Annotated in this window: 22 protein-coding genes, 1 tRNA gene and 1 pseudogene; 13 read left to right on the top strand and 11 right to left on the bottom strand. The window is 72.3% G+C overall.

Annotated features, from left to right (window positions below; translation table 11 throughout):
* The first annotated feature begins 38 nt into the window (after positions 1-38).
* Positions 39-974: a methionyl-tRNA formyltransferase gene (fmt, locus tag WME85_RS31450; RefSeq protein ID WP_437826671.1), complete on the top strand. Its 936-nt coding sequence runs from the start codon at positions 39-41 to the stop codon at positions 972-974.
* A 24-nt stretch (positions 975-998) separates the two neighbouring features.
* On the opposite strand, the gene WME85_RS31455 is transcribed toward fmt, so the two are convergent.
* From WME85_RS31455 to deoC, 3 genes are all read right to left on the bottom strand, one after another.
* Positions 999-1,838: an aldehyde dehydrogenase family protein gene (locus tag WME85_RS31455; RefSeq protein WP_437842397.1), complete on the bottom strand. Its 840-nt coding sequence runs from the start codon at positions 1,836-1,838 to the stop codon at positions 999-1,001.
* 146 nt (positions 1,839-1,984) lie between these two features.
* Complete coding sequence (locus WME85_RS31460; protein WP_437826673.1) at positions 1,985-3,529, bottom strand: aldehyde dehydrogenase family protein; 1,545 nt, start codon at positions 3,527-3,529, stop codon at positions 1,985-1,987.
* Positions 3,530-3,663: 134 nt separating this feature from the next.
* The gene (gene deoC / locus WME85_RS31465) at positions 3,664-4,611 is read right to left on the bottom strand and encodes a deoxyribose-phosphate aldolase (protein WP_437826675.1); all 948 of its coding nucleotides are present in this window, start codon (positions 4,609-4,611) and stop codon (positions 3,664-3,666) included.
* A gap of 78 nt (positions 4,612-4,689) precedes the next feature.
* Here deoC and WME85_RS31470 point away from each other — a divergent pair, with 78 nt between their 5' ends.
* The 5 genes from WME85_RS31470 to WME85_RS31490 all read left to right on the top strand — a co-directional run bounded on the left by WME85_RS31470 (position 4,690) and on the right by WME85_RS31490 (position 8,763).
* Entirely contained in the window at positions 4,690-5,475 is a 786-nt protein-coding gene (locus WME85_RS31470; protein ID WP_437826677.1) for a peroxiredoxin, read from the top strand.
* A gap of 61 nt (positions 5,476-5,536) precedes the next feature.
* Complete coding sequence (locus WME85_RS31475) at positions 5,537-6,427, top strand: alpha/beta fold hydrolase (protein WP_437826679.1); 891 nt, start codon at positions 5,537-5,539, stop codon at positions 6,425-6,427.
* Positions 6,428-6,576: 149 nt separating this feature from the next.
* Positions 6,577-6,648 (top strand) — tRNA-Thr (locus tag WME85_RS31480).
* 490 nt (positions 6,649-7,138) lie between these two features.
* On the top strand, positions 7,139-8,089 hold the full coding sequence (locus tag WME85_RS31485; RefSeq protein ID WP_437826681.1) for a nucleotidyltransferase domain-containing protein: 951 nt from the start codon (positions 7,139-7,141) through the stop codon (positions 8,087-8,089).
* On the top strand, positions 8,086-8,763 hold the full coding sequence (locus WME85_RS31490; RefSeq protein ID WP_437826682.1) for a hypothetical protein: 678 nt from the start codon (positions 8,086-8,088) through the stop codon (positions 8,761-8,763). The genes WME85_RS31485 and WME85_RS31490 overlap by 4 nt, the downstream gene beginning before the upstream one ends.
* On the opposite strand, the gene WME85_RS31495 is transcribed toward WME85_RS31490, so the two are convergent.
* Complete coding sequence (locus tag WME85_RS31495; RefSeq protein ID WP_437826684.1) at positions 8,694-9,956, bottom strand: sigma 54-interacting transcriptional regulator; 1,263 nt, start codon at positions 9,954-9,956, stop codon at positions 8,694-8,696. The two genes, WME85_RS31490 and WME85_RS31495, sit on opposite strands and share 70 nt — an antisense overlap.
* 3 nt (positions 9,957-9,959) lie before the next feature.
* Entirely contained in the window at positions 9,960-11,792 is a 1,833-nt protein-coding gene (locus WME85_RS31500) for a protein kinase domain-containing protein (RefSeq protein WP_437826686.1), read from the bottom strand.
* 381 nt (positions 11,793-12,173) lie between these two features.
* Between WME85_RS31500 and WME85_RS31505 the strand changes: the two genes are divergently transcribed.
* Together WME85_RS31505 and WME85_RS31510 are read left to right on the top strand one after the other, a co-directional pair.
* Positions 12,174-12,422, top strand: a complete 249-nt coding sequence (locus tag WME85_RS31505) for a DUF433 domain-containing protein (RefSeq protein WP_437751996.1) — start codon at positions 12,174-12,176, stop codon at positions 12,420-12,422.
* A gap of 12 nt (positions 12,423-12,434) precedes the next feature.
* A pseudogene (locus WME85_RS31510) lies at positions 12,435-12,560 on the top strand (DUF5615 family PIN-like protein); the annotation flags it as partial.
* Here the strand turns inward: WME85_RS31510 and WME85_RS31515 are convergent.
* Positions 12,498-12,926 (bottom strand): hypothetical protein, encoded by a 429-nt coding sequence (locus WME85_RS31515; protein WP_437842620.1) that lies wholly within the window; start codon positions 12,924-12,926, stop codon positions 12,498-12,500. The pseudogene WME85_RS31510 and the gene WME85_RS31515 overlap by 63 nt on opposite strands.
* Positions 12,927-12,930: 4 nt before the next feature.
* On the opposite strand from WME85_RS31515, the gene WME85_RS31520 reads away from it, so the two are divergent.
* Together WME85_RS31520 and WME85_RS31525 are read left to right on the top strand one after the other, a co-directional pair.
* Positions 12,931-13,953, top strand: a complete 1,023-nt coding sequence (locus tag WME85_RS31520; RefSeq protein ID WP_437842623.1) for a hypothetical protein — start codon at positions 12,931-12,933, stop codon at positions 13,951-13,953.
* Positions 13,919-15,988 carry a B12-binding domain-containing radical SAM protein gene (locus WME85_RS31525; RefSeq protein ID WP_437826689.1) on the top strand — a complete coding sequence of 690 codons (2,070 nt, stop codon included), beginning with the start codon at positions 13,919-13,921 and terminating at the stop codon, positions 15,986-15,988. The genes WME85_RS31520 and WME85_RS31525 overlap by 35 nt, the downstream gene beginning before the upstream one ends.
* A 238-nt stretch (positions 15,989-16,226) precedes the next feature.
* Here WME85_RS31525 and WME85_RS31530 read toward each other — a convergent pair whose 3' ends face one another.
* The 4 genes from WME85_RS31530 to WME85_RS31545 all read right to left on the bottom strand — a co-directional run bounded on the left by WME85_RS31530 (position 16,227) and on the right by WME85_RS31545 (position 19,135).
* Positions 16,227-16,586, bottom strand: coding sequence for a VOC family protein (locus WME85_RS31530; protein WP_437826691.1), 360 nt, complete (start codon positions 16,584-16,586; stop codon positions 16,227-16,229).
* Positions 16,587-16,996: 410 nt separating this feature from the next.
* Positions 16,997-17,422 carry a type II toxin-antitoxin system VapC family toxin gene (locus WME85_RS31535; RefSeq protein WP_437826693.1) on the bottom strand — a complete coding sequence of 142 codons (426 nt, stop codon included), beginning with the start codon at positions 17,420-17,422 and terminating at the stop codon, positions 16,997-16,999.
* The gene (locus WME85_RS31540; protein ID WP_437826695.1) at positions 17,403-17,669 is read right to left on the bottom strand and encodes a hypothetical protein; all 267 of its coding nucleotides are present in this window, start codon (positions 17,667-17,669) and stop codon (positions 17,403-17,405) included. Before WME85_RS31540 ends, WME85_RS31535 begins: the two co-directional genes overlap by 20 nt.
* 158 nt (positions 17,670-17,827) lie before the next feature.
* A complete protein-coding gene (locus WME85_RS31545) occupies positions 17,828-19,135 on the bottom strand; it encodes a DUF362 domain-containing protein (RefSeq protein ID WP_437302718.1) in 1,308 nt (435 codons plus the stop codon).
* A 374-nt stretch (positions 19,136-19,509) separates the two neighbouring features.
* Here WME85_RS31545 and WME85_RS31550 point away from each other — a divergent pair, with 374 nt between their 5' ends.
* The 3 genes from WME85_RS31550 to WME85_RS31560 all read left to right on the top strand — a co-directional run bounded on the left by WME85_RS31550 (position 19,510) and on the right by WME85_RS31560 (position 25,162).
* A complete protein-coding gene (locus WME85_RS31550; protein ID WP_081426868.1) occupies positions 19,510-19,674 on the top strand; it encodes a DUF1328 family protein in 165 nt (54 codons plus the stop codon).
* A gap of 21 nt (positions 19,675-19,695) precedes the next feature.
* Positions 19,696-19,980, top strand: a complete 285-nt coding sequence (locus tag WME85_RS31555) for a hypothetical protein (protein ID WP_437826697.1) — start codon at positions 19,696-19,698, stop codon at positions 19,978-19,980.
* Between the two features lie 244 nt (positions 19,981-20,224).
* Entirely contained in the window at positions 20,225-25,162 is a 4,938-nt protein-coding gene (locus WME85_RS31560; RefSeq protein ID WP_437826698.1) for a translocation/assembly module TamB domain-containing protein, read from the top strand.
* Between the two features lie 93 nt (positions 25,163-25,255).
* Here WME85_RS31560 and WME85_RS31565 read toward each other — a convergent pair whose 3' ends face one another.
* Positions 25,256-25,984, bottom strand: a complete 729-nt coding sequence (locus WME85_RS31565; RefSeq protein WP_437842398.1) for a hypothetical protein — start codon at positions 25,982-25,984, stop codon at positions 25,256-25,258.
* Positions 25,985-26,387: the final 403 nt, after the last annotated feature.

Below are 26,387 nucleotides of genomic sequence, written 5' to 3' on the forward strand. Positions count from 1 at the left end.
GCGGCCTGGCGGAGCGCAGCTCCTGCTAGAGCTACGGCGTGCGCGCGCTCTTCTTCGGAACCCCCGCCATCGCCGTGCCCTCGCTCGAGGCGCTCGCGTCGATCGCCAACGTCGTCGGCGTCGTCTGCCAGCCGGATCGGCCGGCCGGGCGCGGGCTCGAGCTGAAGGCGCCGCCGGTGAAGTCGAAGGCGGCGGAGCTCGGCGTCCCGGTGGTGCAGCCCGAGAAGATCCGCACGCCCGAGTTCGCCGCGTGGGTGAAGGACGCCGAGGCCGACGTGGCGCTGGTGATCGCCTACGGGCGCATCCTGCCGAAGGCGGTGCTCGAGGCGCCGCGGCGCGGCTGCATGAACCTGCACGCGTCGATCCTGCCGCGCTACCGCGGCGCCGCGCCGATCACCTGGGCGATCGTCGGGGGCGAGGCTGAGACGGGCATCTCGTTGATGCAGATGGATGAGGGCATGGACACGGGGCCGGTCTACGCGGTGCACCGGACGCCGATCGGCCCGGACACGACAGCGGACGAGCTCGCGGTCGAGCTCGGGGCGCTCGCGGCGCGCGTCGTGCGCGAGGACCTCCGCCGCGCGGTCGGCGGCGAGATCGAGGCGACGCCGCAGGACCACGGGGCGGCGACGCACGCGCCGCTCCTGAAGAAGGAGGACGGGCGCATCCGATGGGACCGGAGCGCCCGGCAGATCCACGATCACATCCGGGGGATGACCTCGTGGCCGGGCGCCTTCACGACGATCGACGGCAAGGCGCTCAAGGTGCTGGCCGCGCGCGTCGAGAGCGAGGCCGCGCGCGAAGAGGCGCCGCCAGGCACCGTCGTCATGGCCGGCCGCGGCGTCGTGATCGTCGCCTGCGGCGCGGGCGCGATCCAGATCCTGCGGGCGCAAGCCGAGGGACGGAAGCCGCTCGCGGCGGCGGATCTCGTCGCCGGGCGGACGCTGCAGACGGGGATGGTGCTCGGCAGCTGAGGCGCGCGCGGCGCGCCTGCAGCGTCACGGGCCAGCCGGGTGCCAGATCGTCTTCATCTCGACGAACCGCTCGATCCAGCGGGGGGACGTCGCCGCCCTGTCGTCGAACCACGCGGCCTCGTCGAGCGAGCGGGCGCGCACGCGCTTGACCGTGGCGGCGGCCGCCTCCTCGAGGCGCCGCGCCAGCGACGCGTCCACGCCGTGCAGATCGAGCGCCGCGACCTCCATGTGCGCGGCGAGGTGCGGCAGCACCTCCGCGAGCTGGCCGGTGAGGATGTTGACCACGCCGCCCGGGAGATCGCTCGTGGCGAGCGCCTCGCTGAAGATGAGGGCGGTGCGCGGGTCCGCCTCGCTCGCGAGCACGACGCAGGTGTTGCCGGCGGTGATCACCGGCAGGAGGGAGCTCGCGAGCCCGAGGAGCGCCGGGCGCGGCGGCGCCGCGATGACGACGACCCCCATCGGCTCGGGCACCGTGAAGGTGAAGTGCGGGCCGGCGACGGGGTTCAGGCTCGCGAAGAGGCTCTGGTACTTGTCGGCCCAGCCCGCGTAGGCGACCGCGCGATCGATCGACGAGAGGACCTCGCGCTCGGCGGCGACGGCGTCGAGCCCGCCGCGCTCGAGTGAGGCCGCGAGCTCCGCGCGCCGCGCCTCGAGCATCTCGGCCAGGCGGTAGAGGATCTGCCCGCGGTTGAAGGCGGAGCGCGACGACCAGCCGCCGAGCGCGCCGGCAGCGGCGAGCACCGCGTCCCGCCCGTCCTTGCGCGACGCGCGCGGGATGTTCTCGACCGCGCCCGCGCCGCCTTGATCGCGCACCTGCGTGTACCTCCCGGACTCCGAGCGCACGAACGCGCCGCCCACGAACATCTTGTACGCCTTGCGCACGCCGACCCGCGCGCCCGCGTCAGCGAGGCCGCCCGCCCGCACGTCATCAGCCACGCCGCGCGCCGCCTCGCCGGCGCCCGTCGACGCGCGCCCCTCGTCACCGCCGCTGTCCTGATCACCGAGCGCCATCAGTCCACCTCGAGGTAGGCGAGCAGCCCCTGGCGCCCGCCCTCGCGGCCGAAGCCGCTCTCCTTGTAGCCGCCGAACGGGGAGCTCGGGTCGAACTTGTTGAAGGTGTTCGCCCAGACGACGCCCGCGCGCAGGCGCTGCGCGACCCAGAAGCTCTTCGAGCCCTTGCCGGTCCACACGCCGGCCGACAGCCCGTACATCGTGTTGTTCGCCTTCTCGATCGCCTCCTCGGGCGTGCGGAAGGTCAGGATGGACAGCACGGGGCCGAAGATCTCCTCGCGCGCGATCCGGTGCGACTGCGCGACGCCCGTGAAGAGCGTCGGCGCGAACCAGTAGCCGCGCTGCGGGAGCGCGCAGCTCACCGAGAAGCGCGCGGCCCCCTCGCGCTCGCCCGCCGCCACGAGCTCCTGAATCTTCTCGAGCTGCGCCCGCGAGTTGATGGCGCCGACGTCCGTGTTCTTGTCGAGCGGATCGCCGACGCGCAGGGTCGCCATGCGCTCGCGCAGCTTGAGGAGGAGGGCGTCGTGGACGCTCTCCTCGACGAGGAGGCGCGAGCCCGCGCAGCAGACGTGCCCCTGGTTGAAGAAGATGCCGCCGATGATGCCCTCGACGGCCTGATCGAGCGGCGCGTCCTCGAAGACGATGTTGGCCGCCTTGCCGCCGAGCTCGAGGGTGAGCTTCTTGCCGGTGCCGGCGAGCGCGCGCTGGATGCGCTTGCCGACCTCGGTCGACCCGGTGAACGCGACCTTGTCGACGCCAGGGTGGCCGACGACCGCGGCGCCCGTCGCGCCCGCGCCCGTGACGACGTTGACGACGCCGGGCGGGAGGTCGGCCTCCTCGATGATCTTCGCGAGGAGGAGCGAGGTGAGCGGCGTCGTCTCGGCGGGCTTGAGGACGCAGGTGTTGCCCGCCGCGAGGGCGGGGGCGAGCTTCCAGGCTGCCATGAGGAGCGGGAAGTTCCACGGGATCACCTGGCCCGCGACGCCGAGCGGGCGCGGGTCGCGCCCGGGGAAGGCGTGATCGAGCTTGTCGGCCCAGCCCGCGTAGTAAAAGAAGTGCGCGGCGGCGAGCGGCAGGTCGACGTCGCGGGACTCCTTGATGGGCTTGCCGCCGTCGAGCGACTCGACGACCGCGAGCTCGCGCGCCTTCTCCTGGAGGGCGCGGGCGATGCGGTAGATGTACTTGCCGCGATCGAGCGGGCGCAGGCGCGACCAGTGCTTCTCGTACGCAGCCCGGGCCGCCTGCACGGCGAGGTCGACGTCCCGCTCGGAGGCCTCGGCGAACTCGCAGAGCTTCTCCTCCGTCGACGGGTTGACGCTGTCGAGGTAGCGGCCCGACTCCGGGGCGCGCCACGCGCCGCCGATGAAGAGGTCGTAACGCGGCGCGATCTTCACGTGGTCGCGCCCCTCGGGCGCCGGCGCGTAGCGCCACGCGTCGCCGAACACGACGGCAGCGTCGCGCGCGGGGCTCGCGTCCCGAGCGGCGCTCGGTCCCCGGGGCGAGCCCCCGTCGCCGCCTGCCGCGGCGGTGCTCTTGTCGCTCATGCCGCGCACTCTACTCCACGTCGACGCCCGCGGCCGGGGGTTGAACACCGGAGCGGGCGGCGCCGCGCGCAGCTGGCCGCACGCACCGCGCCGCGCCGCGCCGCGCGCACCGCGGGGCATCGCGCCGCGCGCGGTCAGTCCTTGCTGAAATAGTCGCCGCTCTGGTAGGCGCCCGTCCGCTCCTTTTCGAGCTGCATGAGCACATCGTTCAGGAGCGTGGACGCGCCGAAGCGGAACAGGTCGCTGCTGAGCCAGGCGTCGCCGAGCGTCTCCTTGACCATCACGAGGTAGTGGAGCGCCTGCTTCGCGGTGCGGATGCCGCCGGCTGGCTTCATCCCGATGCGCTGGCCGGTCGCGTGCGCGTGATCGCGGATCGCCTCCAGCATCACCAGCGTGACCGGGGGCGTCGCCGCCGGGGTGATCTTCCCGGTCGAGGTCTTGATGAAGTCGGCGCCGGCGAGCATCGCGATGCGGCTCGCCTTGCGGACGCGGTCGTAGCTCCCGAGCTCGCCCGTCTCCAGGATCACCTTGAGGTGCGCCCGCCCGCAGGCCTCCTTGGTGGCGGCGATCTCGTCGAAGACCGCGGCGTACTCGCCGGCGAGCATGGCGCCGCGGTCGATGACCATGTCGATCTCGTCCGCGCCGAGCTCGACCGCCTGGCGCACGTCGGCCAGCTTCACCTCCAGGGTCGACAGGCCGCTCGGGAACGCCGTCGCCACACTCGCCACCTTGACGGTCGAGCCCTCGACCGCTCGCTTGGCGACCGGCACGAGCTTGGGATAGACGCACACCGCCGCACACGAAGGTATGTCCGCGCGCTCGTGGGGGCGCAGCGCCTTCTGGCAGAGCTGTTGGACTTTCCCCGGCGAGTCTTTCCCCTCGAGGGTGGTGAGATCCATCATGGAAATGGCGAGCTTGAGGCCGGCGACCTTGGCCGGGCCCTTGATGCTCCTTTTGCCGAGCCCGCCTGCACGCTCCTCGACCATGACCTTATCCACGGTAGGCGAGGAGAAATCGGGGTAGGTGATTCCCCTGCCCTGGCGCACCGCGCCGGCGCCGCTGCCGTGTCCGAAGCTCGCCATCGGTCTCGTCTCCTGTCGGCGCAACGTATCAGAAGCGTCGGATCGATCCTACCGAGTGCGTGGTAACGTGGCGCTCTGATGAAGAGACGCTTCCCGACTGCCCTCGTTTTTGTCGTTGTTGCTGTCGTCTTTGCCTTTGTCTCGCTGCTCGCGTGTGGCGCGGCCGAGCGACCCGATGGTGGACAAGGGCTACTCCCGGTCGGCGCTCCGGCGCCCGACGTGTTCGCCGCCGATCAGCACGGTGCGATCCAGCGGCTGTCGGACCAGCGGGGTCGGGCCGTGGTCGTGTACTTCTATCCGAAGGACGGGACGCCTGGCTGCACGGAGGAGGCGTGCGCGTTCCGCGACGCGTGGGATCGCTTCAAGCAGGCGAACGTGCAGGTCTTCGGCGTGTCGGCCGACACCCGCGAGTCGCACGAGGCGTTCTCGACCGAGCACCGGCTGCCGTTCCCGATCCTGGTCGACACCGATCGCACGTGGGCCACCGCGTTCGGCGTGCCCATGCGGCTCGGGACGATGGCGCGCGTGACGTTCCTGATCGATCCCGACGGCAAGATCGCGAAGGTGTACCCGGACGTGGATCCGGGGGTGCACGCGGACGACGTGCTGAAGGACGCCGCGCAGCTCACGGGCGCCGCGCTCCCGGCGGCGCCGGCCGCGGGTTCGGGGAGCGCGGCGCCGGCAGGCGCGGACGGCGCGGCGCCGGCGGGCGCGGACGGCGCGGCGCCGGCGGGCGCGACGCCGGCGGGAGCGGCGCCGGCGGGAGCGGCGCCCTCGGGAGCGGCGCCGGGCGCGGCCGTGCCGGTGGCGACGGGGGCCATGCTGCCTCCGGCGGCGCCGGCGCCGACGCCGGCGAAGAGGTGACGGCGCCGCGCTCGCGCGGGGGGAGTTGACGCGAGCATGAGCACGCGAGAGCACGCGCGTGGTGCGTAGGTCATCGGATACCTGGAAGGTCAACGGGCTGGAGCTGTGCGTCCATCGCTTCCGCGACGAGGGCGCGCGGCCGACCGGCCTGACGCTGCTGCTGCTCCACGGCTTCCTCGACGCCGGGAGCACGTGGGATCTCGTGGCCGAGCCGCTCGCGCAGGCGGGGCACGACGTCGTCGCGCCCGACCTGCGCGGCTTCGGCCGGAGCGCACGCGTCGGCGAGGGCGGCTACTACCACTTCCCCGACTACATCGCGGACGTGGCGGCGCTCGTCGACGCGCTCGCGCCGGCGCGGCTCGGCGTCGTGGGCCACTCGATGGGCGGCGCTGTCGCGGTGTACTACGCGGGCGCGTGCCCCGGCCGCGTCGAGCGCCTGGCGCTGCTCGAGGGCATGGGGCCGCCGGCGAACGCGCCCGAGCTGGCCGTCACGCGCCTGGAGACGTGGCTGCGCGAGATGAAGGGGCTCGATCGGAGGCCGCGGCGGCTCTCGTCGATGCAGGACGCCATCGCGCGGCTCGTGGCGAACCACGCGCGCGTGCCGCGCGAGGTGCTGGTGACGCGCGCGCCGCTGCTCACGCGGGAGGAGCCGGATGGCGGGCTCGCGTGGGCGTACGATCCGGTGCACCGGACGACGTCGCCGATGATGTTCCACGCCGAGGCGTTCAAGGCGTTCCTGGAGCGCATCGCGTGCCCGACGCTGGTCGTGAGCGGCGGGCCACACGGATGGCACCCGCCGGATGAGGCGGAGCGGGTGACGCGGCTCGCGCGCGCCGAGCACGTCGAGCTGCCGGAGGCCGGGCACATGATGCACTGGTCGGCGGCGAGCGAGCTGGCGGAGCGGCTGCGGGAGTTCTTCGGCCGCGGCGGTGGTGAGGGCTCGGGCCAGTGAAGGCTCGGGCCCGGCGCAGCGGGGAGCTGGAACCGGGGAGGCCCGGGGAACGTGACGGGGAAGGCGAGGCTGCTCCAAGGGGCGCGAATAAAAGCGCTTGACTTGGCAGGGCGAATGGGTAATCTGCGCGCCTCCTCAACGAGAGGCGTGCCACCTTAGCTCAGTGGTAGAGCAACGGTTTCGTAAACCGTAGGTCTCGGGTTCAAGTCCCGAAGGTGGCTCAAAGAAATTGCCAGCGAGTGCGCTCACCCTGCGGGGTGAGCAGGAGACCGCTGGCCTGGGTGGCGCTGCGCAGCGCGCGGCGAGCTCCCTCGCCTGGAGCTGTGGACTTGCGGCCTTCGGTTCAGGCAACCGCTGCTCGGTCGAGTGACGCTTCTGGAGCGCCTCCTCAGCGGGTCGCGCCGCCGCAGCCGCCTTGTTGTCGCCCCATGTCGAGCGCCGCCCCTGAACGTCGCCTCGGGACGCCTGCCGGCACAGCGCGCCCCCACGCGGCGGCGCCTCGCCTGCGGCCCTGCGCTGATCGCGGCCAGCGCGCCGCCTGATCGCGATCCGCCTCAAGCCCTCTCCAGGGGCAGCGTTTCCCTGCGATTCGCCCATGATCCAGCCGGCACGGCGGGTGCTGAAGAGCCCGGCTGGGCGCGACGGGGCTCGTACCTCCGTCGGAGCGGTAGGCGCTCCGTGACGACCCCGCGCACCCCGATGGGGTGAACCATGCCGAGGAACTGGGATGAGACGCTCAAGAAGTGGGCCGAGACGATCAACGCCACCGATGAGGAGCGGGGCAACGGCGCTCGCGAGGCGATCCAGAAGGCGATTCGCAGCGCGCCGAAGCTCGCGCAGAAGGGAATCGATGTCTCCGTCACCGGCTCTTACCGAAACAACACCAACACGCGGGGTGACAGCGACATCGACGTGGCCGTCGTCCTGCGAGACGTCGCCTTCTACGAGTTTCCTGCCGATGGCCCGGTGACGCGGGAGATGCTCGGGCTCCGGGACTCCGACTACTCCTTCGACTCCTTCCGCGACGACGTCGGGGCGGCGCTGAAGGACCGGTTCGGCGCCGGCAACGTCACCGCTGGCAACAAGGCGTACGACGTCCACGCCTCAGGCGACCGGCTCGACGCCGACGTGGCGGTGTTCTTGAGGCACCGCCGCTACACCGGCAAGAGGACGGCGAGCGGAGCGTGGGAGTACTTCGAGGGCGTCGAGATGCGCCCGCGCAACGCGCCCGCGGAGCGCATCATCAACTGGCCGGACCAGCACTACGAACGCGGAGTCGCAAAGAACGACGCGACCAACAGGCGTTTCAAGCGCATGGTCCGCATCTTCAAGCACCTGCGCGCGGACATGGCCGATCAGGGGGACGACGAGCAACGGAGCGCCGCCGGACAGGTGCGCGCGTTCGTCCTCGAGTGCCTCGTCTACAACGCTCCGGACGCGTGCTTCAACCTGGAGCAAGGCGGTTATCTCAAGGACACGGAGGCCGTCCTGAGCTGGTTGCTGCGCGCCACGCAGCACGGCGCCGACAGCTCCAAGCTGATGGAGGTCAGCGGGATGAAGCCGCTCTTCCATGGACCGGCGCGGCGCACGCCGGAGCAGGCGTACGCGTTCCTGAAGGCGGGATGGAGGCGGATCTTCGGCGCGAAGGCGCTCCCCCGATGAGCCGCGCGCCGCTCACGATCCTCGTGCTCGCCGGCGCCGCGCTCTGGGCGCTCTCCCTGCTCGGGCATGGCTGGCTGGTGCCGCTGTCGTTCTTCGCGCCGCTGTCGGCCGTGGTATCGGGGCTGTCCGCCCTGCTGCTGCTGTGGGACGCGTGGCTGTGGCGGCTCGGCCTGCTGCACCCATGGCCCCTGAGCCAGCCCGTCCTGCGCGGCACCTGGCGCGGCGAGCTCACCCCCGCGGAGGGCGAGCCACTCCCCATCTTCCTCGTCGTCGAGCAGACCTTCTCCACGGTCAAGACCCGGACCTTCACCGCCGAGTCCCGCTCCGCGAGCATCGCCGCGCGCCTCGACGAGGTGGACGGCGACTTCCTGCTCGCGGCCATCTACCGCAACGAGCCGGATCTGCGCTTCCAGGACCGCAGCCGCGTCCACCGCGGGGCCGTGTATCTCCGGGTCCACGGCCCCAGGCCGACAGAGCTCCGTGGCTGCTACTGGACCGACCGGGCCACGAAGGGTGAGCTCCACTTCGAGCGCATCTCACGGCAGCTCGCGAGCGACTTCGCGAGCGCCGCCGCGCTCGCCCGCGCCGCGCCCCCCGCGCAACCTCAGGCCAGCCCGAGCAGCCTGCGCAGCTTGCCCCGCGAGACGCCGAGCCGGCGCGTCGCCTCCGACTGATTGCCCCTGCACTCCGCGAGCACCTGCTCCGCCGCCTCCCGGGTCAGCGCCACCCGGGCGGCAGGCGGGCCGAGCACCCGCTCGACCGCGTGCTGCGTGAGCGGCGCAGCGCGATCGATCATCGCCGCGAGGCGATCGACGTCGCGCACGTTCGCCGGCCACCGCTCCAGCAGGAGCCGCTCGACCGCCTCCACCTCGGCCGCCCGCGCGTCGAAGGGGGCGCCCCGCCGCTCGCGCAGCGCCTGGAGCACGGCGAAGACGTCCTCCGGCCGCTCGCGCAGCGGCGCGAGATCGATCCGGACGAGGAACCGCGCCAGGAGGTCGCGGCGGAACGCGCCCCGCTCCACCATCGCCTCCAGGGGCCGGTTCGTGGCGGCGATCAGCGCCACCTCCACCCGGACCGGACGGTCCTCGCCCACCGGGAGGATCTCGCGGTTCTCGAGCAGACGCAGGATCTTCGGCTGCACCTCGAGCGGCAGCTCGCCGATCTCGTCCAGGAACACGGCGCCCCCCTGGTGCGCCCGGAGCACGCCGCGGCTGTCCCCCACGGCACCGGAGTAGGCGCCCCTCTTCCAGCCGAAGAGCTGCCCTTCGAACACGCTCGCCGGGATCCCCGCCACGTTGACGGCCGCGAACGGCTTGCCCCCGCGCCCGAGGGCCTCGACGACGGCCTCGGCGAGGAGCTCCTTGCCCGTGCCGGTCTCGCCTTGCAGCAGGACGTTGAGCTCGCGGCGCGCGGCCAGGCCGAGGAGCTCGGCCCGTACCGCGGTGAGGCCCCACGGGCCGACGAGGCGGCCGAGCGGCGGCGCCGGCGACAGGGCGCCGGTGAAGGCCTCTCGGTAGACGAGGAGCGTCCTCCCGAGACGCACGACGTCGCCGTCGTCGAGGCCAACGCGCTGCCTGGCGCGAAGCGGCGCGCCGTTGAGGTACGTGCCGTTGCGCGAGCCGACGTCCTCGATCTGGAGGCGACCGCCCGTCCGGGAGAAGCTGAGGTGTTGCCCGGAGACCTCCGTGTCGGGGATGCCCGCCGACAAGAGCCAGGCGCGGCCGACGACCTCGCCGGAAGCGGGGATCGAGCAGGCCGCGAGCCCCGGGAAGGCGGCGAGGAGGACGGGGCGACCGCACCCGCCGTCGCCGGCCGACGGGGGCCGGTGCTCGTCGGTGGTGGGCTGGGAAGGTCCGCCGGCGCGCATCGCTCAGGGCACCTCGCCCGTCCTGGCGTCGAGATAGACGGAGAGCCTGAGGTTGTCCCCCGCGGGGTCGTCGACGTGCACGTAGAGCCCTCCGCACAGCGCCGAGACGAGCACAGGCGGCCTGTTCACGCGCCCGGGCAGGTACGCGCCGCCGTCGATGGAGAACTGGATCCTCATGTCCTCGATGTCCTCGGTGGTGACGGGAAGGCGATCGTCCTCATCGCCGCGCGGCGAGCCGATCTTGACGAAGGGCGCGCACGCGGTCCGGTCGCCGACGCGCATACACACCGTGGAGGAGCGGCGGGACGTGGTCATGTCCTGGTTGGTGCCAGGGTCGATCACGCTCGACAGGCGCAGCCACCACGTCCCCCCTCTCGGCAGCGGCGGAGCCTTGCCGGCGCAGCGAGGACAGCGGAACTTCGTCGGCCCTGTGCACGTCATGCGCAAAGCGCAACAAGCCTCGATCTCCGGGCTGCTCGCGGCCGGCGGCTGGAGCGACACCGGCGCGCTCGCTGGCAGCGGCGCCGGCGTGCTGGAGGCTGGCGCGGGCGGCAGGAGACCCCGGGCCATCGGCTCGTCCTGGGAGGTGATGGCGGAGACGAGCGGCGCGATCCAACCGCTCGCGATCAGCGCTGCCGCAGTGCCTGTCATCGAGGCCGCGAGCGCCAGCGCCGAGAGCCTCCACGCGCCCCGCCGTCCTGCAGGCGGTGGCACGTGCTCGGACGGGACCGGCGGCGAGGTCTTCTCCGGCTGTGGGACGGCCACGATCGCAGCCGGCAGCGAGGCCTTGTCCGCTGGTCGCGTGACGGCCACTGGCTGCGCCGGCGGCACCGCCATGCTCGCCGGTTGCGTGACGGCCACTGGCTGCGCCGGCGGCGGCTTCATCGGCATCGTCGACACCCGGTGCGGCGAGGTCGGCGCCGACAGCACCCCCGAGGGCGTCTCCGCTGCCGCTGGCATGGATGGCGCAGCTCCCGTCCGCAGGATCTCCAGCAGCGCCGCCCCGTTCGCCGGCCGACGGAGCGGCGACAGCGCGAGGCTGGCGTCCACCGCCGCGCCCCACGGCCCAGCGAGCCCCCGCGGTGGCCAGGCGATGCGGCCCACCTGCGCGGCCTTGTAAGCACGAGCGTAGTCGACCATGGTCGCGCTCGGCGCGAGCCCCGTGGGGTGACCGCGGAACAGGACCTCCCACGCCATCACGCCGAACGCGAAGAGATCGCGCGAGGGCCCCTCGGCTCGCCCCCACGTCGCTGGATCGACGAGCTCCGGCGCCATGTACGGGACCGTGCCCACCACCGCCCCCAGCGACGTCAACGGCCGCGGATTGCCCGCAGACGCCGCGATGCCGAAGTCGACCAGCTTGACGGCGCCGGGCCGCCGCGGGTTCGACCAGAAGCTGTCCGCGAGCAGCACGTTGTCCGGCTTCAAGTCGCGGTGCACGAGCCCCGCGCCGTGCACGTACGCCAGCGCCGAGGCGACCTGCTCGAGCGCGACGAGCGCGCGCTCGCCATCCAGGAGCTCCTCCGCCGCGGCATCGGCGAGCGAGCGGCCGCGCACGAAATCCATCACCAGACCGACGACCCCGGCGTGCAGGTCCTCGAAGAAGGCGTGGCAGACGACGAGCGCCGGATGCCTCGCCGACGCGAGGATCTTCGCCTCGCGCCGAGCCCGGTCGAAGCGCTGCCGCCCGGCGTCCTCGAGACGAACGAGCTTGAGGGCCCGCACCACGCCGCCCTCCCGGGGATCGATGACCTTCCACACCGAGCCCTGGCCGCCCTCGCCGAGCGGCTTCACCAGCGTGTAGTGGTCGATCCGATCGCCTGGACGGAGCAGCACGCCGTCGCCTCAACCGCGCGTCGGGCACATCGGCCGCGACCCGTCACGCTCCACGAGGAAGGCAGCGCCCGCCGCTGGCACGCGCTCATCCATGCCCAGCGGCGCAGAGAGCGCGCCTGCCAGGGCCCAGGCGCCGGTATCACTGCTCAGGTTGGCCATCGTCGATCGGCGAGGATCTCTGGCATGGTACGGCTTGGCTGGGACCAGCACAATCATCAGCGGGCGGGGCTCTCTGGCGCGAGGTCCGGGTGAGGCACGAGACCCGGCTTCTCCGCGCTGCCGCTGTTCTTGCCTCGCAGAGGACGAACTCGCCGATGGCCGCTTCGTGAACAGCCGCTCGATGGCGCCTGACCTGCTAAGGTAGAGCCGTCAGGGATCATCATGACGGACCAGAGCCTGCTCGAGCGCATCACCGCCCAGCCCGAGATCATGGCCGGAAAGCCGGTCGTGCGTGGGACTCGGCTCACGGTACCGTTCCTTTTGGGCCTGCTCGCCCACGGCGCCACCGTGGACGAGTTGCTCGAGGAGTACGAAGGCCTGACCCGCGAAGATATCCAGGCCTGCCTGCTCTTCGCCAGTCGCTCCCTGGAGCAGACGTCGTTCCTGCCGAGCTTGAGGGAAGCGATCTGAGGGCGGTTCCTCGTGGATGAATGCACTGGACCGTGCGTAGCGAGCTGGCTGCGCGACCAGCAGCACGACGTCTTCTCAGTTTACGAAGGGGCCCGTGGACTGGACGACACCAGCGTGCTCGCGCTGGCTGTCCGCGAGGACCGCATCCTGATCACCAACGATACGGATTTCGGGGAGCGCGTGTTCCGCTCCCGCCGCGGTCAGCGAGCGCTTCTTCGTCTTTGTCACAGCAGGCATGTCTCTCCTCCTGACTCCTACGATGTCGCGCGCATCTCCGGCACGATCAACGTCATCGGAGGCGCGGTGAGCAGCTACACCATCATCGCCAGCGCGAATGAAGGTGGTGAGTACTACTCGACGTATTCGGCCAAGGACGGCACGTCGAGCTTCTCGCTCCCGATGATCCTGGACGGCGCCGTGGAGATCTCGGGAAGCAGAGAACGGCACGTCCATCCAGGCGATCGGGAGCGAGGCGGAGCTGCTCAATCCGACGCTCCAGATCATCGCCTTGCCCGGCACCTACGACGTGTACGCGTCTGCGACCGTCGCGGGATCCATGATCACGCTCGCGCATTTCCCGTTCCGCATCGAGGCTCCGATCACCCTGGAGGTCGGGGGCGACGCCCCGCTGGTCGCGTTCACCGAGCTCGTCCCGGACCACCCCGAGCACGCCGCGTCACTGGACTTCGGGCAGATCGACGCGCCCGGCCCCGTCGCGGTGACCGCGTCGCCTGTCGGCCCGGCCCCGCCCCCTGGGTTCATGACGACGGTGGGCGGAGCGCCCATCGTCTATCACAGCATCACCACGCAGGCGGAGTTCACGCCGCCTTTCCGGGTCTGTCTCTCGTACGCCCAGGCCGAGCTGACCGCGTCGAACGAGACTGACCTGAGAATGCTGCGCTTCGCCGACAGCACCGCTAACGGGGTATACGACCCCGGATGGCATGTGATGACCGAGCTCGACGAGGTGGAAGCAGACATCGAAGCGAACGTCCTCTGCGCGAGCACGGACAGCCTCTCTTTCTTCGCGCTGGCGCAGCTCGATCACGCCGGCCAGGGCGACGCCGATCAGGACGGCGTGCCCGGAGCGACCGTCACCTCCTCAGAACTTCGGCGGCGCCTTCGGCCCCGCCGTGGAGGCGTCGTTCGTCGCCCCGGCCGGGATCGACGCGCGCCAGTCGTGCGACGTGACCGCCCTCGCCCAGGCGTGGGTCGACGGGTCCCTCCCGAATCACGGCGTGCTCCTGCGCGAGCCCGGGCCGAGCAAGCACAGCTTCCGGTCGAGCGAGCACGCGAGAAGCGACGCGCATCCCAGGCTCGACGTCTGCTACGTCACGCCCTGAACCGCGCGCAGCGCCACGGCCCGCCGCGCCGCCGCGTCACCAAGGGCCGGTCCGCCGCGCCTCCACGCCGCCGCGTCTCCACGCCGCCACGCCGCCACGCCGCAAACGGCGGGGCCGGACGCTCCCCCCGCCCCGTGCTACACCGCCGCCCGAATGCGCATCGCGCTCGTCTACCCGCCGACCTGTGACCCCACCGCGCCTTACCTCGCGGTGCCGATGCTGACCGGCTTCCTCCGCGCGAACGGCGTGGAGGTGTTGCCCATCGACGCGAACATCGAGGCGTTCGACGCGCTCCTCACGTCGCAGAGCATGGCCGGGCTCCTCGACCGGCTGGAGGCGCGCCTCGGCGAGCTCGACCGCCGCCCCTCGCTCCCCCACGTGGACCAGCTCGAGTACCTCGCGCTCGCCCGCGCGCGCGGCGACGCGCACGCCGTCGCCGCCCCGGGCGCGGTCGACACCGCCAAGGCCGCGCTCCGCTCCGTGGACGCCTTCTACGACGCGGACGCCTACGCCCGCGCGGTCGCGACGATCGAGGCGGCGCTCGGCGTCGTGTCCGCCACCCATCACCCCCTCAAGCTCGACTTCACCGCCTACCGGACGCCGTTCGGCCTGATGTCGATGGACGAGATCGCCCGGTCGAGCCGGCCGGAGCACGACCCGTTCGACGCCTGGGTGCAGCAGGTGCTCGTGCCCCGGCTCCGCGACGCGCGCGCCGACATCGTCGGCCTCTCCGTGTGCTTCCCGGGCCAGCTCCAGCCGGCGTACGCGTTCGCGCACAAGATCAAGGAAGCGCTGCCCGCCGTGCACGTCACGTGCGGCGGCCCCGGCGTCACGCAGATGCTCCTCCGGCTCTCGGGCGAGCGGCTCGCCCGAGCGCTCGGCCCGTTCGACTCGGCGTGCCTCTTCGAGGGCGAGCGCACCCTGCTCGCCCTCGCGCGCGCGCTCGACGAGCGGCGGCCGCTCCGCGACGTGCCGAACGTCGTCGTCCGCGATCGCCTGCTCGGCGCGCGCTGGCTGTCGGGGCACGGCATGGAGGACCTGAAGGCGCTCCCGGCGCCCGACTTCGACGGGCTCCCGCTGGAGGCGTACCTCGCGCCGTCGCTCGTGCTCCCGTACGACCCGACGCGGGGCTGCTACTGGGGCAAGTGCACCTTCTGCCATTACGGCCTCGCGGAGGTCGGCACCGCGGCGTACCGCGAGCGCGCCGTCGAGACCATCGTCGCGCACCTCGGCGCGCTCGCCGCGCGGCACGGCACGCGCCACTTCTACCTGTCGCAGGACTCGGTCGCGCCGAAGACGCTCGTGAAGATGTCGCAGGCGATCATCGACGCCGGCCTCGACGTCCGGTGGGCGACCGACCTCAAGCCGGAGAAGTACCTCACGCGGGAGCGCGCGGACGTGCTGCGCCGCGCGGGCGCCGTCGCGTGCGCGCTCGGCGTCGAGTCCGCGTCGCCGCGCGTCCTCGGCCTCATCGACAAGGGCGCGCCCGTCGAGGTCGTCTCCGACGTCATCGATCACCTCGCCTCCGCGGGCGTGGCCGCCGAGGCGATGTGCTTCACCGAGTTCCCCACGGAGACGCACGCCGAGGCCGTCGCGACGCTCGACTTCCTGCGCGCGCGGCGCGAGGCGCTCGCGGTCTACATCGTCGGCGAGTTCGGCCTCACGCACGGCTCGCTCGTCGCGCAGACCCCGGAGCGCTTCGGCATCGACGAGGTGTTCGAGCTCGAGGGCGACGAGCTCGGGCTCGGCCTCTTCTTCGTCCCGCGCGAGCCGTGGAAGACCGACGCCGAGCGGGCCGACGTCGACGAGCGGCTCGCCGACCTGTCGCGCGGCTGGACCCTGCGCAGCTATCCGTGGGCCGGCGCCGTGTCGACCGCGCACACGATCCTCCAGTACGACCGCTTCGGGCCCGGCGTCTTCCGCGACCGCGCCGCGCGCCGCCCCGAGGACGGCGTGGCGATAGCGCTCAACGGAGCGACCGTCCTCGAGCGGGGGCTGCGCTTCGACCCGCGCGCGGCCGAGCACGCCGAGGCGCGCGAGGCGCAGATCTGGGCGACGCTCGTCCACGAGGAGCGGCGCGTGGGGCGCGACGCCTACGAGGCGCTCGCGCGATCGCTGCCGCCGCTCCGACCGCGGCCGGTGCGCGTCCGGTTCACCGCGGGCGCCGCGCCGGCGGTGACGTCCGGGCGGCGGCCGTCGCACGCGGCGAGCGCGGCGCGCTGAGCGCCGCGCTCGCCGAAGCCCGCCCCAAAGGCCGCCTTCCTCATCCGAACGCCCAGCCGCGTGCCGCAGCCTTTGAATCATCACACCCGCAGATCGGCAGCCATCCACATGGGATGGTGGAAGGCCAAGTCGCGCTCATCACCCGCGGCAACGACGGAATCGGCAAGGCGTGCTCGACATCGACAGGAAGGGAGTCTTCATGTCCCTGACACCTGGCGATCCCGTTCGCTCGGCCCCGTCAGCCGCGGTGGCTGACCTCGACGAGCACGCCGCCGGGAGCGCGCGTGTAGAAGGCTGGCCCGCCGCGGACCTCCCGCACCGCGGAGACGTCGGCGCTGCCCTCCTTCATGCGCTCATGCGCCTCGTGGACCGCTGCCTCGCTCTCGAGCAGGAAGCCGACGTGGAACTGGGCCGGATAGCTGGTCGGGTCCTCCGCGCGCAGCCGGCTGATGACCAGCGTGAAGCCGGCCTCGTCCTGAAGGATGGCGAGGGCGTCGCGCCCCTTCTCCCGCTGGCAGCGAAAGCCGAAGAACCGCTCGAAGAACTCGCTGGTCTCCCGGACGTTGGGTACGCAGAGATCGAGATGGTTGAGATGCATGTCGGGTCCTTTCAGGTGGATGAAAGGTCGGGCCCGCCATGCGCGAACGCTCCGGTGCCGACGTGCGCCGACACGCGCTCCCGCAAGATGCTGGTGATGGATGTGCTCGCCCATGGACGCCCGACCAGAGCGCAGCACAAACTGCGCCCTGTTCGTCGTGGGTCCTGGCGCTTGTGCGTCGGACAAAACTTCCTGACGGAAGCGACCGGGGCTCACCGAACCGGTCCGCCTTTTTCGACGTGCTTCTATGAAAGCGCATCCTGTCGGCCACGTCAAGCAGCGCACACGGAGCGATGCAGGTCAGAGCTCTCGCGCGTGCCGCACTGCGATCAGCAGCGCCCACGCTCTCGCGCCGCTGGGACGCCGGGAGCGCATGCGGGTGATCCCATACCCGCCGCGATGGGAGGGGCTCACGTCGGCTCCCTCCAGTTCTCCACCAGCAGTGGATAGCCGGCCGACTGAACACGGGCGTAGTCGGACGCGTTGCCTGTCACGAGGGGCAGCCCTCGATGGATCGCGGTCGCAGCGATCATCGTATCCGGTACACCGATCGGCGTGCCGGCCCTGCGTAAATCGGCCAGGATGCGGCCAGCGAGCTCGGCCGCCGTCCCGTCCAGGAGCAAGACCTCGCTCCGGTGCGCCATCTCCAGGAACCGCCTCGTCTTCTCTTCCGCTTGCCGATACGAGTAGCCGGAGACGATCTCCATGACGGAGACGACGGAGAACGTGAACCGGCCATAGATAGCGATGTACGTGCGCGCGCGCTCCACGACAGCCGGGTTCTTGGCCTTCGTGACCTCGGACAGGATATCCGTGTCAAGGAGAGCTTTTCTCATCCTCCTCCTCGACGTCGCGCAACGTGGAAGAGCGACGATTCTCCCGGACGACCTCCATCATCGCGTCGACGCCCTCGGGGTCGTCGGCGAAGAGGCCGAGCATGGACGACGCCTCGCCTGCCTCACGGGGCAGTCCCCCGCTGGCGGATCCGCCTGCGAGCTCATGGACCACGCGCTCGATGAGCCGCAGCCGTTCCTGGACCGGGAGGCCCTGGATGGCCTGAAAAATTTGATCCACGTCGGTCACAGGCTGACCTCCTGCTCAGGCAACCACGGCCCAGTATAGCCCGGCCCGAGAGGGTGAACGGGCTCCCTGTGCGCACGCTGGCGAGCCATCCGCCGGATGGCTTGCGGGCGCCGATCACGCGCCCGCAGCCGTTCCCTGGCACCGTCCCCCAGGAGCCCCTACACCGCCGGCGCCCCGCTCCCGCCGGCCGCCTGCGCGCGCGCCCGCTTGCGGACCTGGATCTCCGGCGACTCCGCCACCGCCATCCCCACGAGGCGCATGCCCTCCAGGAAGTGCCGCACCCCGGTCCGGACGAGCTCGTGGCTCGCCTGCCCCACGTCGGGATACCCCTGCCCCTCGGCGTCGGGCTGCACCTTGCCCCAGTTCGCGAACAGCCGCCCCCACGGGCTCTCCAGCACCGGCGCCATCTTCTCCTTCGCATAGCGCGGGTACCAGAACATGTCGTGGTACGTGACCGACGCCACGTAGGCCCAGGGCGCGAGCCAGGTCTTGAGCGACCATTCCACCGGCTTCTTCAGCGGCCCCCAGTAGATGCGGTGCTGGTTGCGCGAGGCGAACGTCATCTCCTTGAACGGTCCATCGAAGTTCCAGTTCTCGTTCGCCGCGTCCAGGTCGCCCACGAGCTCGATGTCGCGCACGTCCCCCGTCCCGAGGCCGAGGTCGTGCGCGAGGCGCACGAACTTGCAGTCGCGCATCGGGTCGAACCCCATCAGCTTCGCCGCCACCGCGTCGATCGCCACCTGATCCGCCGACGCGAGCAGGACGTTCTTCACGTGCGGCACCATACAGCGCGGCCCCGGCCCGTCGCCCGCGAAGGTGCCGTCCATCACCGCGAAGACCCCGCGGTGGATCTTCTTCTGGATCATCAGGAGATCCACGAGCGTCTCGTGGATGACAGGGTGCGTCCAGTGCCGGTGCTCGTTGAGCAGGCCGCCGAAGGCGTTCTTCATCGCGCCCGTGGTCGTCGTGAAGATGTGCGTCTTCACCGTGGGCAGGTGGATGATGTTCTCGCCGATGAAGCGCTTCGGGATCGAGAACCCCTTCGGGTACACCTCGTTCAGACAGAGGAACTTCTTGCGCAGATCGCCGACCGCGTCCCCGATCGGGATCCACTCCTCGCCCTCGTAGAGGTGCACGTTGCGTAGGCCGTGCGCCTGCACCACGTCGACCTGCTTGTTCTCCCGCTCGCCCAGGTGGGCGTCGATGACGACCGTGCGGTTGTGGCAGGCGTGGATCAGGTCCTTCGAGTACCCGTCCTGCGTCATCGCCCGGATGACGCCCTCGAGCTGCCAGGGCGTCGTGGAAGAGCTCGGGTAGAAGAAGTGCCAGGAGATGTTCACCTTGAGCGCCGTGTCCGCGTCCTTGGCGACAACGTCCTGGTAACCGGCCAGGTTCATCAGCCGGTGGTAGTCCGAGAGCACCGTCGCGGGGGACGTGCGGATGACAGCAACCTTCGATTTCGGCATGGCCAGGTCCTTATAGCTCGTCCCGAGTCGCCCGATCCGGGAAGTTGTAGGGCGTCCCCGTGGAGGCTCGGTGCAGCGCGGCGCCGCCGGCGCCGCGCGCCCAGGTCTCCGCGCCCGCACAGGTCCACCCTGTCACGGTCGAGGCATCATGCCCCACGAAATGGGGACCCGCTCACGTCCCGGGACGGAAACAGCGGCGCCGTGCCCGACGCGGGCCGGCTCATCCGGGCCAGAACGCCGCGGAGCGCGCCAGCCGCCGACCTCTGCGGCCCCTCGGCACGGAGGGTGCAATCGTGACCTGCGACCTACGACACACGTTGAGGTCGTCTCCACGAGACAACGGATCGACCCCCTGAGAAACCTTGGAGGACAACATGCTCGGCTGGACTGTCACCTTCTTCATCATCGCGATCATCGCTGCCATCTTCGGTTTCGGCGGTATCGCCGCCAGCGCCGCGGGGATCGCGAAGATCCTGTTCGTCGCCTTCCTGGTGCTCGCCGTGATCTCGCTCGCCCTCGGGCGCCGTGTCCCGTCGTGACGCAAAGGAACGGGTGAAGCCATGAGAAACGCCTCTCAACCAGCGAACGGCGAGCCCTGGAGGCCCGGCGTGGCGCAGCCGATGATGAGCCCTCCCGGCGAACAGCCGGAGACGCCGGGCTCGCCCGGCCAGACGTCGCCGGATCGCGAGATCCAGCTCCCGGGGACGACGCCGGCGCGGCCCGGAGGGGATCCGGGGAATCACCAGCCCGAGGTGCCCGCTCCCACGCACACGCACGAGATCCCCGATCCCTCGCCCTACGAGGTCCCGCGCCACGACTTCCCGCGCGCGCAGGGAGGACCGTAGGCGGGCCGGAGCTCCGCACCCGTGGCGTGCGACGACGCAAGCGCCCGCCGTCGGTCGACGGCGGGCGCGCTCGGGCTTCCGGCAGCGCGGGCTTTGCCGCCGGCGGCCCCTGCTTCCCCCTCGCCGCCCCGCCATGTGTCGCGCCCTCGGGGAGCTCTGCATGAGGCCATCAGGTCTCTCCGTATTTAGTGTTTCATTGGCCTCGCGGCGCTGCGGTCCTCACCGCCATCCCTAGCTGATCACCATGCCCGAAGAGCCCCCTCCCCCTCCTGTGTCCCACGCCGCCGGCCCGCACCGGCAGGGCCGCTTTCGCCGGGCGCTCGCCCGCACGGCCGCCGTGTCGGCCACCGTGCTCGGCCTGGGGGGCGTGTTCGTCGCCGCCGTGGGTGTCGGCGCTGTCGTTCACCTGAACGCCGCCTCGACGCGCAACCTGACAAGGCAGCTCGTCAACGACATCCTGCGGTCCAGCCTGGAGGGACAGATCGAGATCGCGCACATCGATCGTCTCGGCCTCTTCACCGCCGATGTCTCCACGGTCACGGTGCGCCACCCCAGCGGCACGGAGCTCCTGCGCGTCAACGGCGTGCACGCCGACTTCAACGCGCTCTCGATCGTGAAGGAGCTCCTCCTCGGCGACGGGGACCTCGCGATCACGATCCCGCTCGTCCGCGTCGGCGACGCGGACGTCCTGCTCGAGCAGGACCAGCAAGGCGCCCTCACCCTCGCGCAGGCGTTCACGCCGAAGCCGTCGGAGGAGCCGCCCGCCGAGGACGGGCGGCCGCTCCGCCTCGAGCTCTCGCGCATCGTCCTCGACCGCGCCGCGGTCCACGGCACGGTCGCCCCGGAGAGCCCCATCGACGCCACCATCGAGGACTTCGCCGGCGCCATCGTCGTCGCGGATCAGAGCCAGTACGCGCTCGAGCGCGTGCGCATCACCGAGCGGCGCCTGCTGCCGGTCCCGGTCGAGGCGACCAGCGTCGCCGGCAGCGTGGACGTCCCCGCCGACGCGCCCATGGCGCTCACCGCGAAGCTCGAGGGGAGCGTCGGCGCCATCCCGATCACGGCCGAGGGGACCCTGAAGGACGAGCGCCTCTCGGCGCGGGTCTCGTCGGCGCGCGTGACGCCCGAGGCGGCCCTCGCGATCGACCCCAGCGTGCCGCTCGCGCGGCCGCTCTCGGTCCTCGTCACGGCCGACGGGCCGCTCTCGGACCTCTCCGTCACCGCGCGCGTCGCGGTGCTCGATCCGCTCGTCAGCGACGACGCCGTGACCGGCGAGATCTCCGCCCGCGCGCGGCTCGACGCGCTCGATCCGAAGCGCATCACGGCCGAGGTGCGGATCACCGAGCTCGACCCGCGCGCCTTCGTCGGCGCGGCGGCCCCGGCCGCGCGGGTGAGCGCGGAGGCGCGCGGCGACATCACCCTCGACGAGGAGGGCGGGCCGCGCATCGTCGCCGAGGCCAGGACCGAGCCGTTCCTCGTCGTCGGGCAGCAGGTGCCCGCGACCGAGGCGCGCGCGACCTTCGAGCGCGGGGCGCTGCGGGCCGCCGCGACGATCCGCGAGCCCGGCGCGCCGATCGAGGCGACCGTCGCCCTCTCGAAGGAGGGGGAGATCCAGTTCGAGGCGCGGAGCGAGATCCCGTCGCTCAGCGCGGTGCGGCACGTCCCGAGCGGCATCCACGGCAGCGCCGCGCTCCACGTCGAGGGCGCGCTCAAGGACGACCAGCTCGACGCCAAGGCGACCGTGCGCGTCGCCGGGCTCCGCGTCGGCTCCGATCTGCAGCTCGGGCGCGGCGAGGTCAGGGCCAAGGCGACGGGGCCCCTCGACAAGCTCACGATCGAGGGCGCGTTCCGCGGGGCGGACCTCCGCGCGCAGCAGTACGCGTTCGACAGCGTCGCGGCGAGCGCCGCCGGGCCGGTCACCGCGCCGCGCGTCCGCGCGTCGCTCGCCAGCGCGGAGCGCCGGATCTCCGCCTCGGCCGATCTCGACATCGCGCGGAGCGAGGCGCGGCGGGTCCGCGTCGAGGTGGCGCGCGGCGACGACGAGATGGTCGCGCAGGCGGCCCGCGTCGCGTGGGATCGCGGCATCGCCGTCCGCGAGCTCGCGCTGCGCGGCGACGGCGTCGGGGAGCTCCAGGGGAGCCTGTCGCTCGTCGGCGACGAGATCGAGGGCGATCTCCGCGGCACGGCGCTCCACCTCGAGCGCATCGCGGACGTCGCCGGCGTGCCGCTCGGGGTCGGCGGCCTCGCCAACCTCGACGTGTCGATGCACGGCCGGGGGAAGCGCCGCGCCGGGCACGTGCTGGTCGAGCTCGAGGACGGATCCATGGCCGGCGTGGCGCCGCGGCTCTCGATGAACATGACCGCGCGCGTCGACGGCGAGGCGCTCAAGGCCGACGGCCTCGTCCGCCTGATCGCGCCGCCCGAGCCGCCGCCGGCGCGGTCGCGGGAAGCCCAGCGCCAGGGCGCGGCGCCTGGCAAGCCGTCGGCCACGGTCGGCGACCTGGCGAAGCGCCCGAAGACGCCGCCGCCGCCTGTGTGCCACGGCGCCATCGCGCGGGTCCTCGTCGACGGGAGCGCGGCGAACCTGCGCGGCTCGCTGATGTCGGAGCGCACCTGGCAGACCCTCACGGGCTCGGCGCGCATGGAGGCCGACGCGTGGCAGCTCGGGTGCCTGGCGCAGGCCTCGCCGGTGAAGCTCGCCCTGAGCGAGCTCGCCGGCCGGCTCACCGCGCGCCTCGCGGTGGTGCGCGAGGCCGGACAGCGGCTCCCGTCGGTGCGGAACCTCCTGGTCCGCACCGAGGGCCTGCGCGCGGCGGGGCCCATCGACGAGAAGACCGGCGCGCCCGAGTGGGTGTCGAGGAAGCTCGACGCGCGGGTCGCTGGCGACCTCGACGCGAAGACGGGCGACGCGAACGTCACGCTCTCGGTGTTCGATCGCCAGCTCGTGGCGGAGCTCTCGGCCGCGTTCGACGCGGATCTGCCGGCGCTCATGGCGAATCCGGCGGCGGCGCTCCCGCGCATGCCGGTCACGGCGCACCTCCAGGTGCCGCGCCGCCGGCTCAACGACCTCGCCGAGCTCGCGGCCTTCGGGAAGCGGACCCCGGTGCTGTCCGGGGGCGCGGGGGTCGACGTGTACTTCGCGGGGACGATGGCCGAGCCCAGGCTCGTGGCCCGCGCGACGGCGGCGAACGTGGGCGGCACCGGGAGCCCCTCGCCGCTCGGCAAGCTCCGGCTCGACACGCTGCTCGTCTACGACGGGCGAAAGGCCCAGCTCGACGCGTACGCTTTCCGCGGCCCGCGCACGTACCTGACCGCGACGGCGAAGCTGGGCGCGAACGCCGCCGCGCTCCTCAACGGCGCAGACGGCGCTCGGCTCCTCAGCGACGGCAGCCTCGAGGCGAAGATCGCGGACCTCCCGCTCGCCGAGATCCCCGTCCTCGCCGACATGCAGGTCAGCGGCCAGGCGCGCGGCGAGGTCACGGTGCGGGGCCTCTTTGAGGCGGCCCCCGAGGTCGCCGCGCGCCTCGAGTTCCCGGGCCTGAAGCTCGGCCCCGACGCGCAGTACGAGACCGCCGAGGTGTCATTCGACATCGCGCCGCCGGGCGCCGCCGGGCGCACGGCGGCCGTGGCCGGCGTGCGGCTCGTCGGGCGCGGCGGCGGGCGGCTCGAGGCCAAGGCGGAGGCGCCCGTCGTGTGGGAGGCGAACGCGATCCCGACGCTCACGGACGACAAGAACGCCGAGGTGTCGCTCTCGGTCGACCGCTTCCGGCTGGTGGCGCTGGAGCCGTTCGTCCAGGGCTCGGTGAACCGGCTCGACGGCGTGCTCGACGGCGACGTGCGGCTCGGGCTCGGCGCGCAGGCCGGCTTCTCCGGCGAGATGCGGCTCACGAAGGGCCTCGTCCACGTGGCCACGATCGGCCAGCCGTTCGAGAACGCCTCGTTCCGCGTCACCGCGAGCCCCTCCGGCGAGCTCCGCATCGACGACATCCGCGCGGAGGCCGGCAGCGGCCAGGTCCGCGGGAAGGCGACGCTCCAGATGGAAGGCTTCGCCTTCCGGAGCGCCCGCGCCGAGCTCGAGATCCCGGAGGACCGGGATCTCCCGATCGCGCTGGAGGGCGTGCCGATGGGCGACGTGCGCGGCAAGCTGGTGCTCGCGGCGCAGAGCCGGGACGACCAGATCGCCGTCCGCGTCGACGTGCCCACGCTCAACCTGACGCTGCCGCCGACGATCGGGCGGAGCGTGCAGCCGCTCGACGAGAACGAGGACATCGCCACCTCGGCGCCGCTCAGCCAGGAAGAGTACGAGGCGCGGCGGGCGCCGGCGGAGCCGACGGAAGAGGCGAAGCAGAACACGGGCGGCACGCCGCTTCTCATGGACGTCCACCTCGGCAGGATCGAGGTCGAGGGCGACATGGTGGAGGCCTCGCTGTCCGGCGATCCGGCGCACCCGCTGCGCATCAAGGTCGCGGGGGAGACCAGCATCCAGGGCAACGTGAAGGTCCTCTCGGGCAAGCTCGAGGTGATCGGCAAGGAGTTCGAGATCGAGCCGGGCGTCGTCGCGCTGCAGGGCGATCCGTCGAACCCGTACCTGAACGTGAAGGCGTTCCACGACACGCCGGAGGGGACGCGCATCTACATCGACTACGTCGGAGAGCTCAACCCGATCACCGAGGAGAAGATCACCTTCCGTTCCGAGCCCCCGCGCCCCGAGAACGAGGTGATCGCCGAGCTCCTGCTCGGCAAGCAGTACGCCGAGGGGACGCTGGCGGGCGGCACGTCCACCGAGGAGCCTGGCTCCGGCGGCGGCAGCAGCGCCGCGGGAGGGGTCGCGGCCGGCGTGGGCACCGGGCTCGCGTCCGCGCAGATCAACATGATCCTCCAGAGCATCGGCCCGCTCCAGCACTTCGAGACGCAGCTGGACACGACCGACCAAGGCGCGCTGAAGACCACGGTGGGCTACCAGCTCGGGCAGCGGGTGACCGCGAGCGCGAGCTACGAGGCGGCATCCACGGGGAACGAGCAGGGGGCAGGGTCCGCGCCCGGCAACGCCCCCGGCACGCAGGCGCGCGCCGAGGTGAGCCTCGAGTGGCGCTTTCGCCGGGACTGGTCCGTGCGGGCCGGCATGGCCACGGGTGAGAACCCGGCGACGACCCTCGACCTGCTCTGGAAGCACCGGTACTGAGCGCCCACCCGCGCGGGGCGCTCCCTCGCGGAGCGCCCTGGCGCAGGGAGCGCGCTCGTCCCTCGGGACGGCGCGCCGCCTGCGCGCGCCGGCTCAGCGCTTCACGCAGATCCCGCCGCAGTCCGCGCCGGTCGGCGGGGCGCAGTCGTCGCTCGGGTCGTCCACGCACACGAGCCCCTCCGGGCACTCGATCCCGGCGATGCCACCGCAGAACGGCGCCGCGGGCTCCGCCACCACGCAGATCCCGCCGCAGTCCGCCCCGCCGTGCTCCGGGTCGCAGCCGTCGTCCGGGTCGTCGACGCACAAGAGCCCGTCCGGGCAATCGATCCCCGCGAACCCGCCGCAGAACGTCGCGGTGGGCTTCGGCTCCACGCAGATCCCGCCGCAGTCCGCCCCGCCGCGCGCCGGGTCGCAGTCGTCGCTCGGGTCGTCCACGCACTCGAGCCCCTCCGGGCACTCGATCCCGGCGAACCCGCCGCAGAACGTCGCGGTGGGCTTCGGCTCCACGCAGATCCCGCCGCAGTCCGCCCCGCCGTGCGCCGGGTCGCAGTCGTCGCTCGGGTCGTCCACGCACTCGAGCCCCTCCGGGCACTCGATCCCCGCGAACCCGCCGCAGAACGTCGGCCGCGCCTCGACGCACACGCCTGGGCAGTCCGCCCCGCCGTGCGCCGGGTCGCAGTCGTCCGAGCGATCGTCGACGCACTCGAGCCCCTCTGGACAGCCCGTCCCGAGGAACCCTCCGCACGACTCTGCCTCGTGCGGCTCCTGCGTCTCCCCTGTGTCGCCGCCGTCCTCCTTGGCGCAGCCCACGAGCCCGATCACGATAAGCAAGAGTGCCAGTCCTTTGTGGCGCATCAGAACCTCCGTAGTGAACCTGTCCGAACCCCGCTGCGGCCCCCGGACGGGCGGCCGCGCGGCAAACCTGGCGCGCGGGCGCCGCCGAGGGAAGCGCCGCCGGTGCGATCGTCGAGACCACCGCCTGAGCTGGTGGGGTCTGCGCTCGCCCGCGGAGCGTCCAGGAGCGGCGTCCCGCGCTCCCGTCCGCCTTCAAGCAGCTTCGGTGCCACTGGAAACCGCAGGATTTCGCGCGGAGCTCGCGGTCCCCGGCGCGGGCACCGCGATCGCGATGTCTCGCCGTGGCTCGGTTGTGCCAACGGTCTGGCTGGAGGATCGGCGGACCTCATGCGCGGAGGTCCTCGCCCCTTGTGCGCCGGGGCGGCGCCTG

Source organism: Sorangium sp. So ce1153 (assembly GCF_051521595.1).
In the GTDB taxonomy this organism is placed as follows: Bacteria; Myxococcota_A; Polyangia; order Polyangiales; family Polyangiaceae; genus Sorangium.

What these genes read in the sequence shown, in the direction of transcription:
- WME85_RS31455 (WP_437842397.1), bottom strand. Translation starts at nt 1,838, where the DNA reads ATGTTCGTGGGCGGCGCGTTCGTGCGCTCGGAGTCCGGGAGGTACACG.
- WME85_RS31460 (WP_437826673.1), bottom strand. Translation starts at nt 3,529, where the DNA reads ATGAGCGACAAGAGCACCGCCGCGGCAGGCGGCGACGGGGGCTCGCCC.
- deoC (WP_437826675.1), bottom strand. Translation starts at nt 4,611, where the DNA reads ATGGCGAGCTTCGGACACGGCAGCGGCGCCGGCGCGGTGCGCCAGGGC.
- WME85_RS31470 (WP_437826677.1), top strand. Translation starts at nt 4,690, where the DNA reads ATGAAGAGACGCTTCCCGACTGCCCTCGTTTTTGTCGTTGTTGCTGTC.
- WME85_RS31485 (WP_437826681.1), top strand. Translation starts at nt 7,139, where the DNA reads ATGCCGAGGAACTGGGATGAGACGCTCAAGAAGTGGGCCGAGACGATC.
- WME85_RS31490 (WP_437826682.1), top strand. Translation starts at nt 8,086, where the DNA reads ATGAGCCGCGCGCCGCTCACGATCCTCGTGCTCGCCGGCGCCGCGCTC.
- WME85_RS31495 (WP_437826684.1), bottom strand. Translation starts at nt 9,956, where the DNA reads ATGCGCGCCGGCGGACCTTCCCAGCCCACCACCGACGAGCACCGGCCC.
- WME85_RS31505 (WP_437751996.1), top strand. Translation starts at nt 12,174, where the DNA reads ATGACGGACCAGAGCCTGCTCGAGCGCATCACCGCCCAGCCCGAGATC.
- WME85_RS31515 (WP_437842620.1), bottom strand. Translation starts at nt 12,926, where the DNA reads ATGATCTGGAGCGTCGGATTGAGCAGCTCCGCCTCGCTCCCGATCGCC.
- WME85_RS31525 (WP_437826689.1), top strand. Translation starts at nt 13,919, where the DNA reads ATGCGCATCGCGCTCGTCTACCCGCCGACCTGTGACCCCACCGCGCCT.
- WME85_RS31530 (WP_437826691.1), bottom strand. Translation starts at nt 16,586, where the DNA reads ATGCATCTCAACCATCTCGATCTCTGCGTACCCAACGTCCGGGAGACC.
- WME85_RS31535 (WP_437826693.1), bottom strand. Translation starts at nt 17,422, where the DNA reads ATGAGAAAAGCTCTCCTTGACACGGATATCCTGTCCGAGGTCACGAAG.
- WME85_RS31545 (WP_437302718.1), bottom strand. Translation starts at nt 19,135, where the DNA reads ATGCCGAAATCGAAGGTTGCTGTCATCCGCACGTCCCCCGCGACGGTG.
- WME85_RS31550 (WP_081426868.1), top strand. Translation starts at nt 19,510, where the DNA reads ATGCTCGGCTGGACTGTCACCTTCTTCATCATCGCGATCATCGCTGCC.
- WME85_RS31555 (WP_437826697.1), top strand. Translation starts at nt 19,696, where the DNA reads ATGAGAAACGCCTCTCAACCAGCGAACGGCGAGCCCTGGAGGCCCGGC.
- WME85_RS31560 (WP_437826698.1), top strand. Translation starts at nt 20,225, where the DNA reads ATGCCCGAAGAGCCCCCTCCCCCTCCTGTGTCCCACGCCGCCGGCCCG.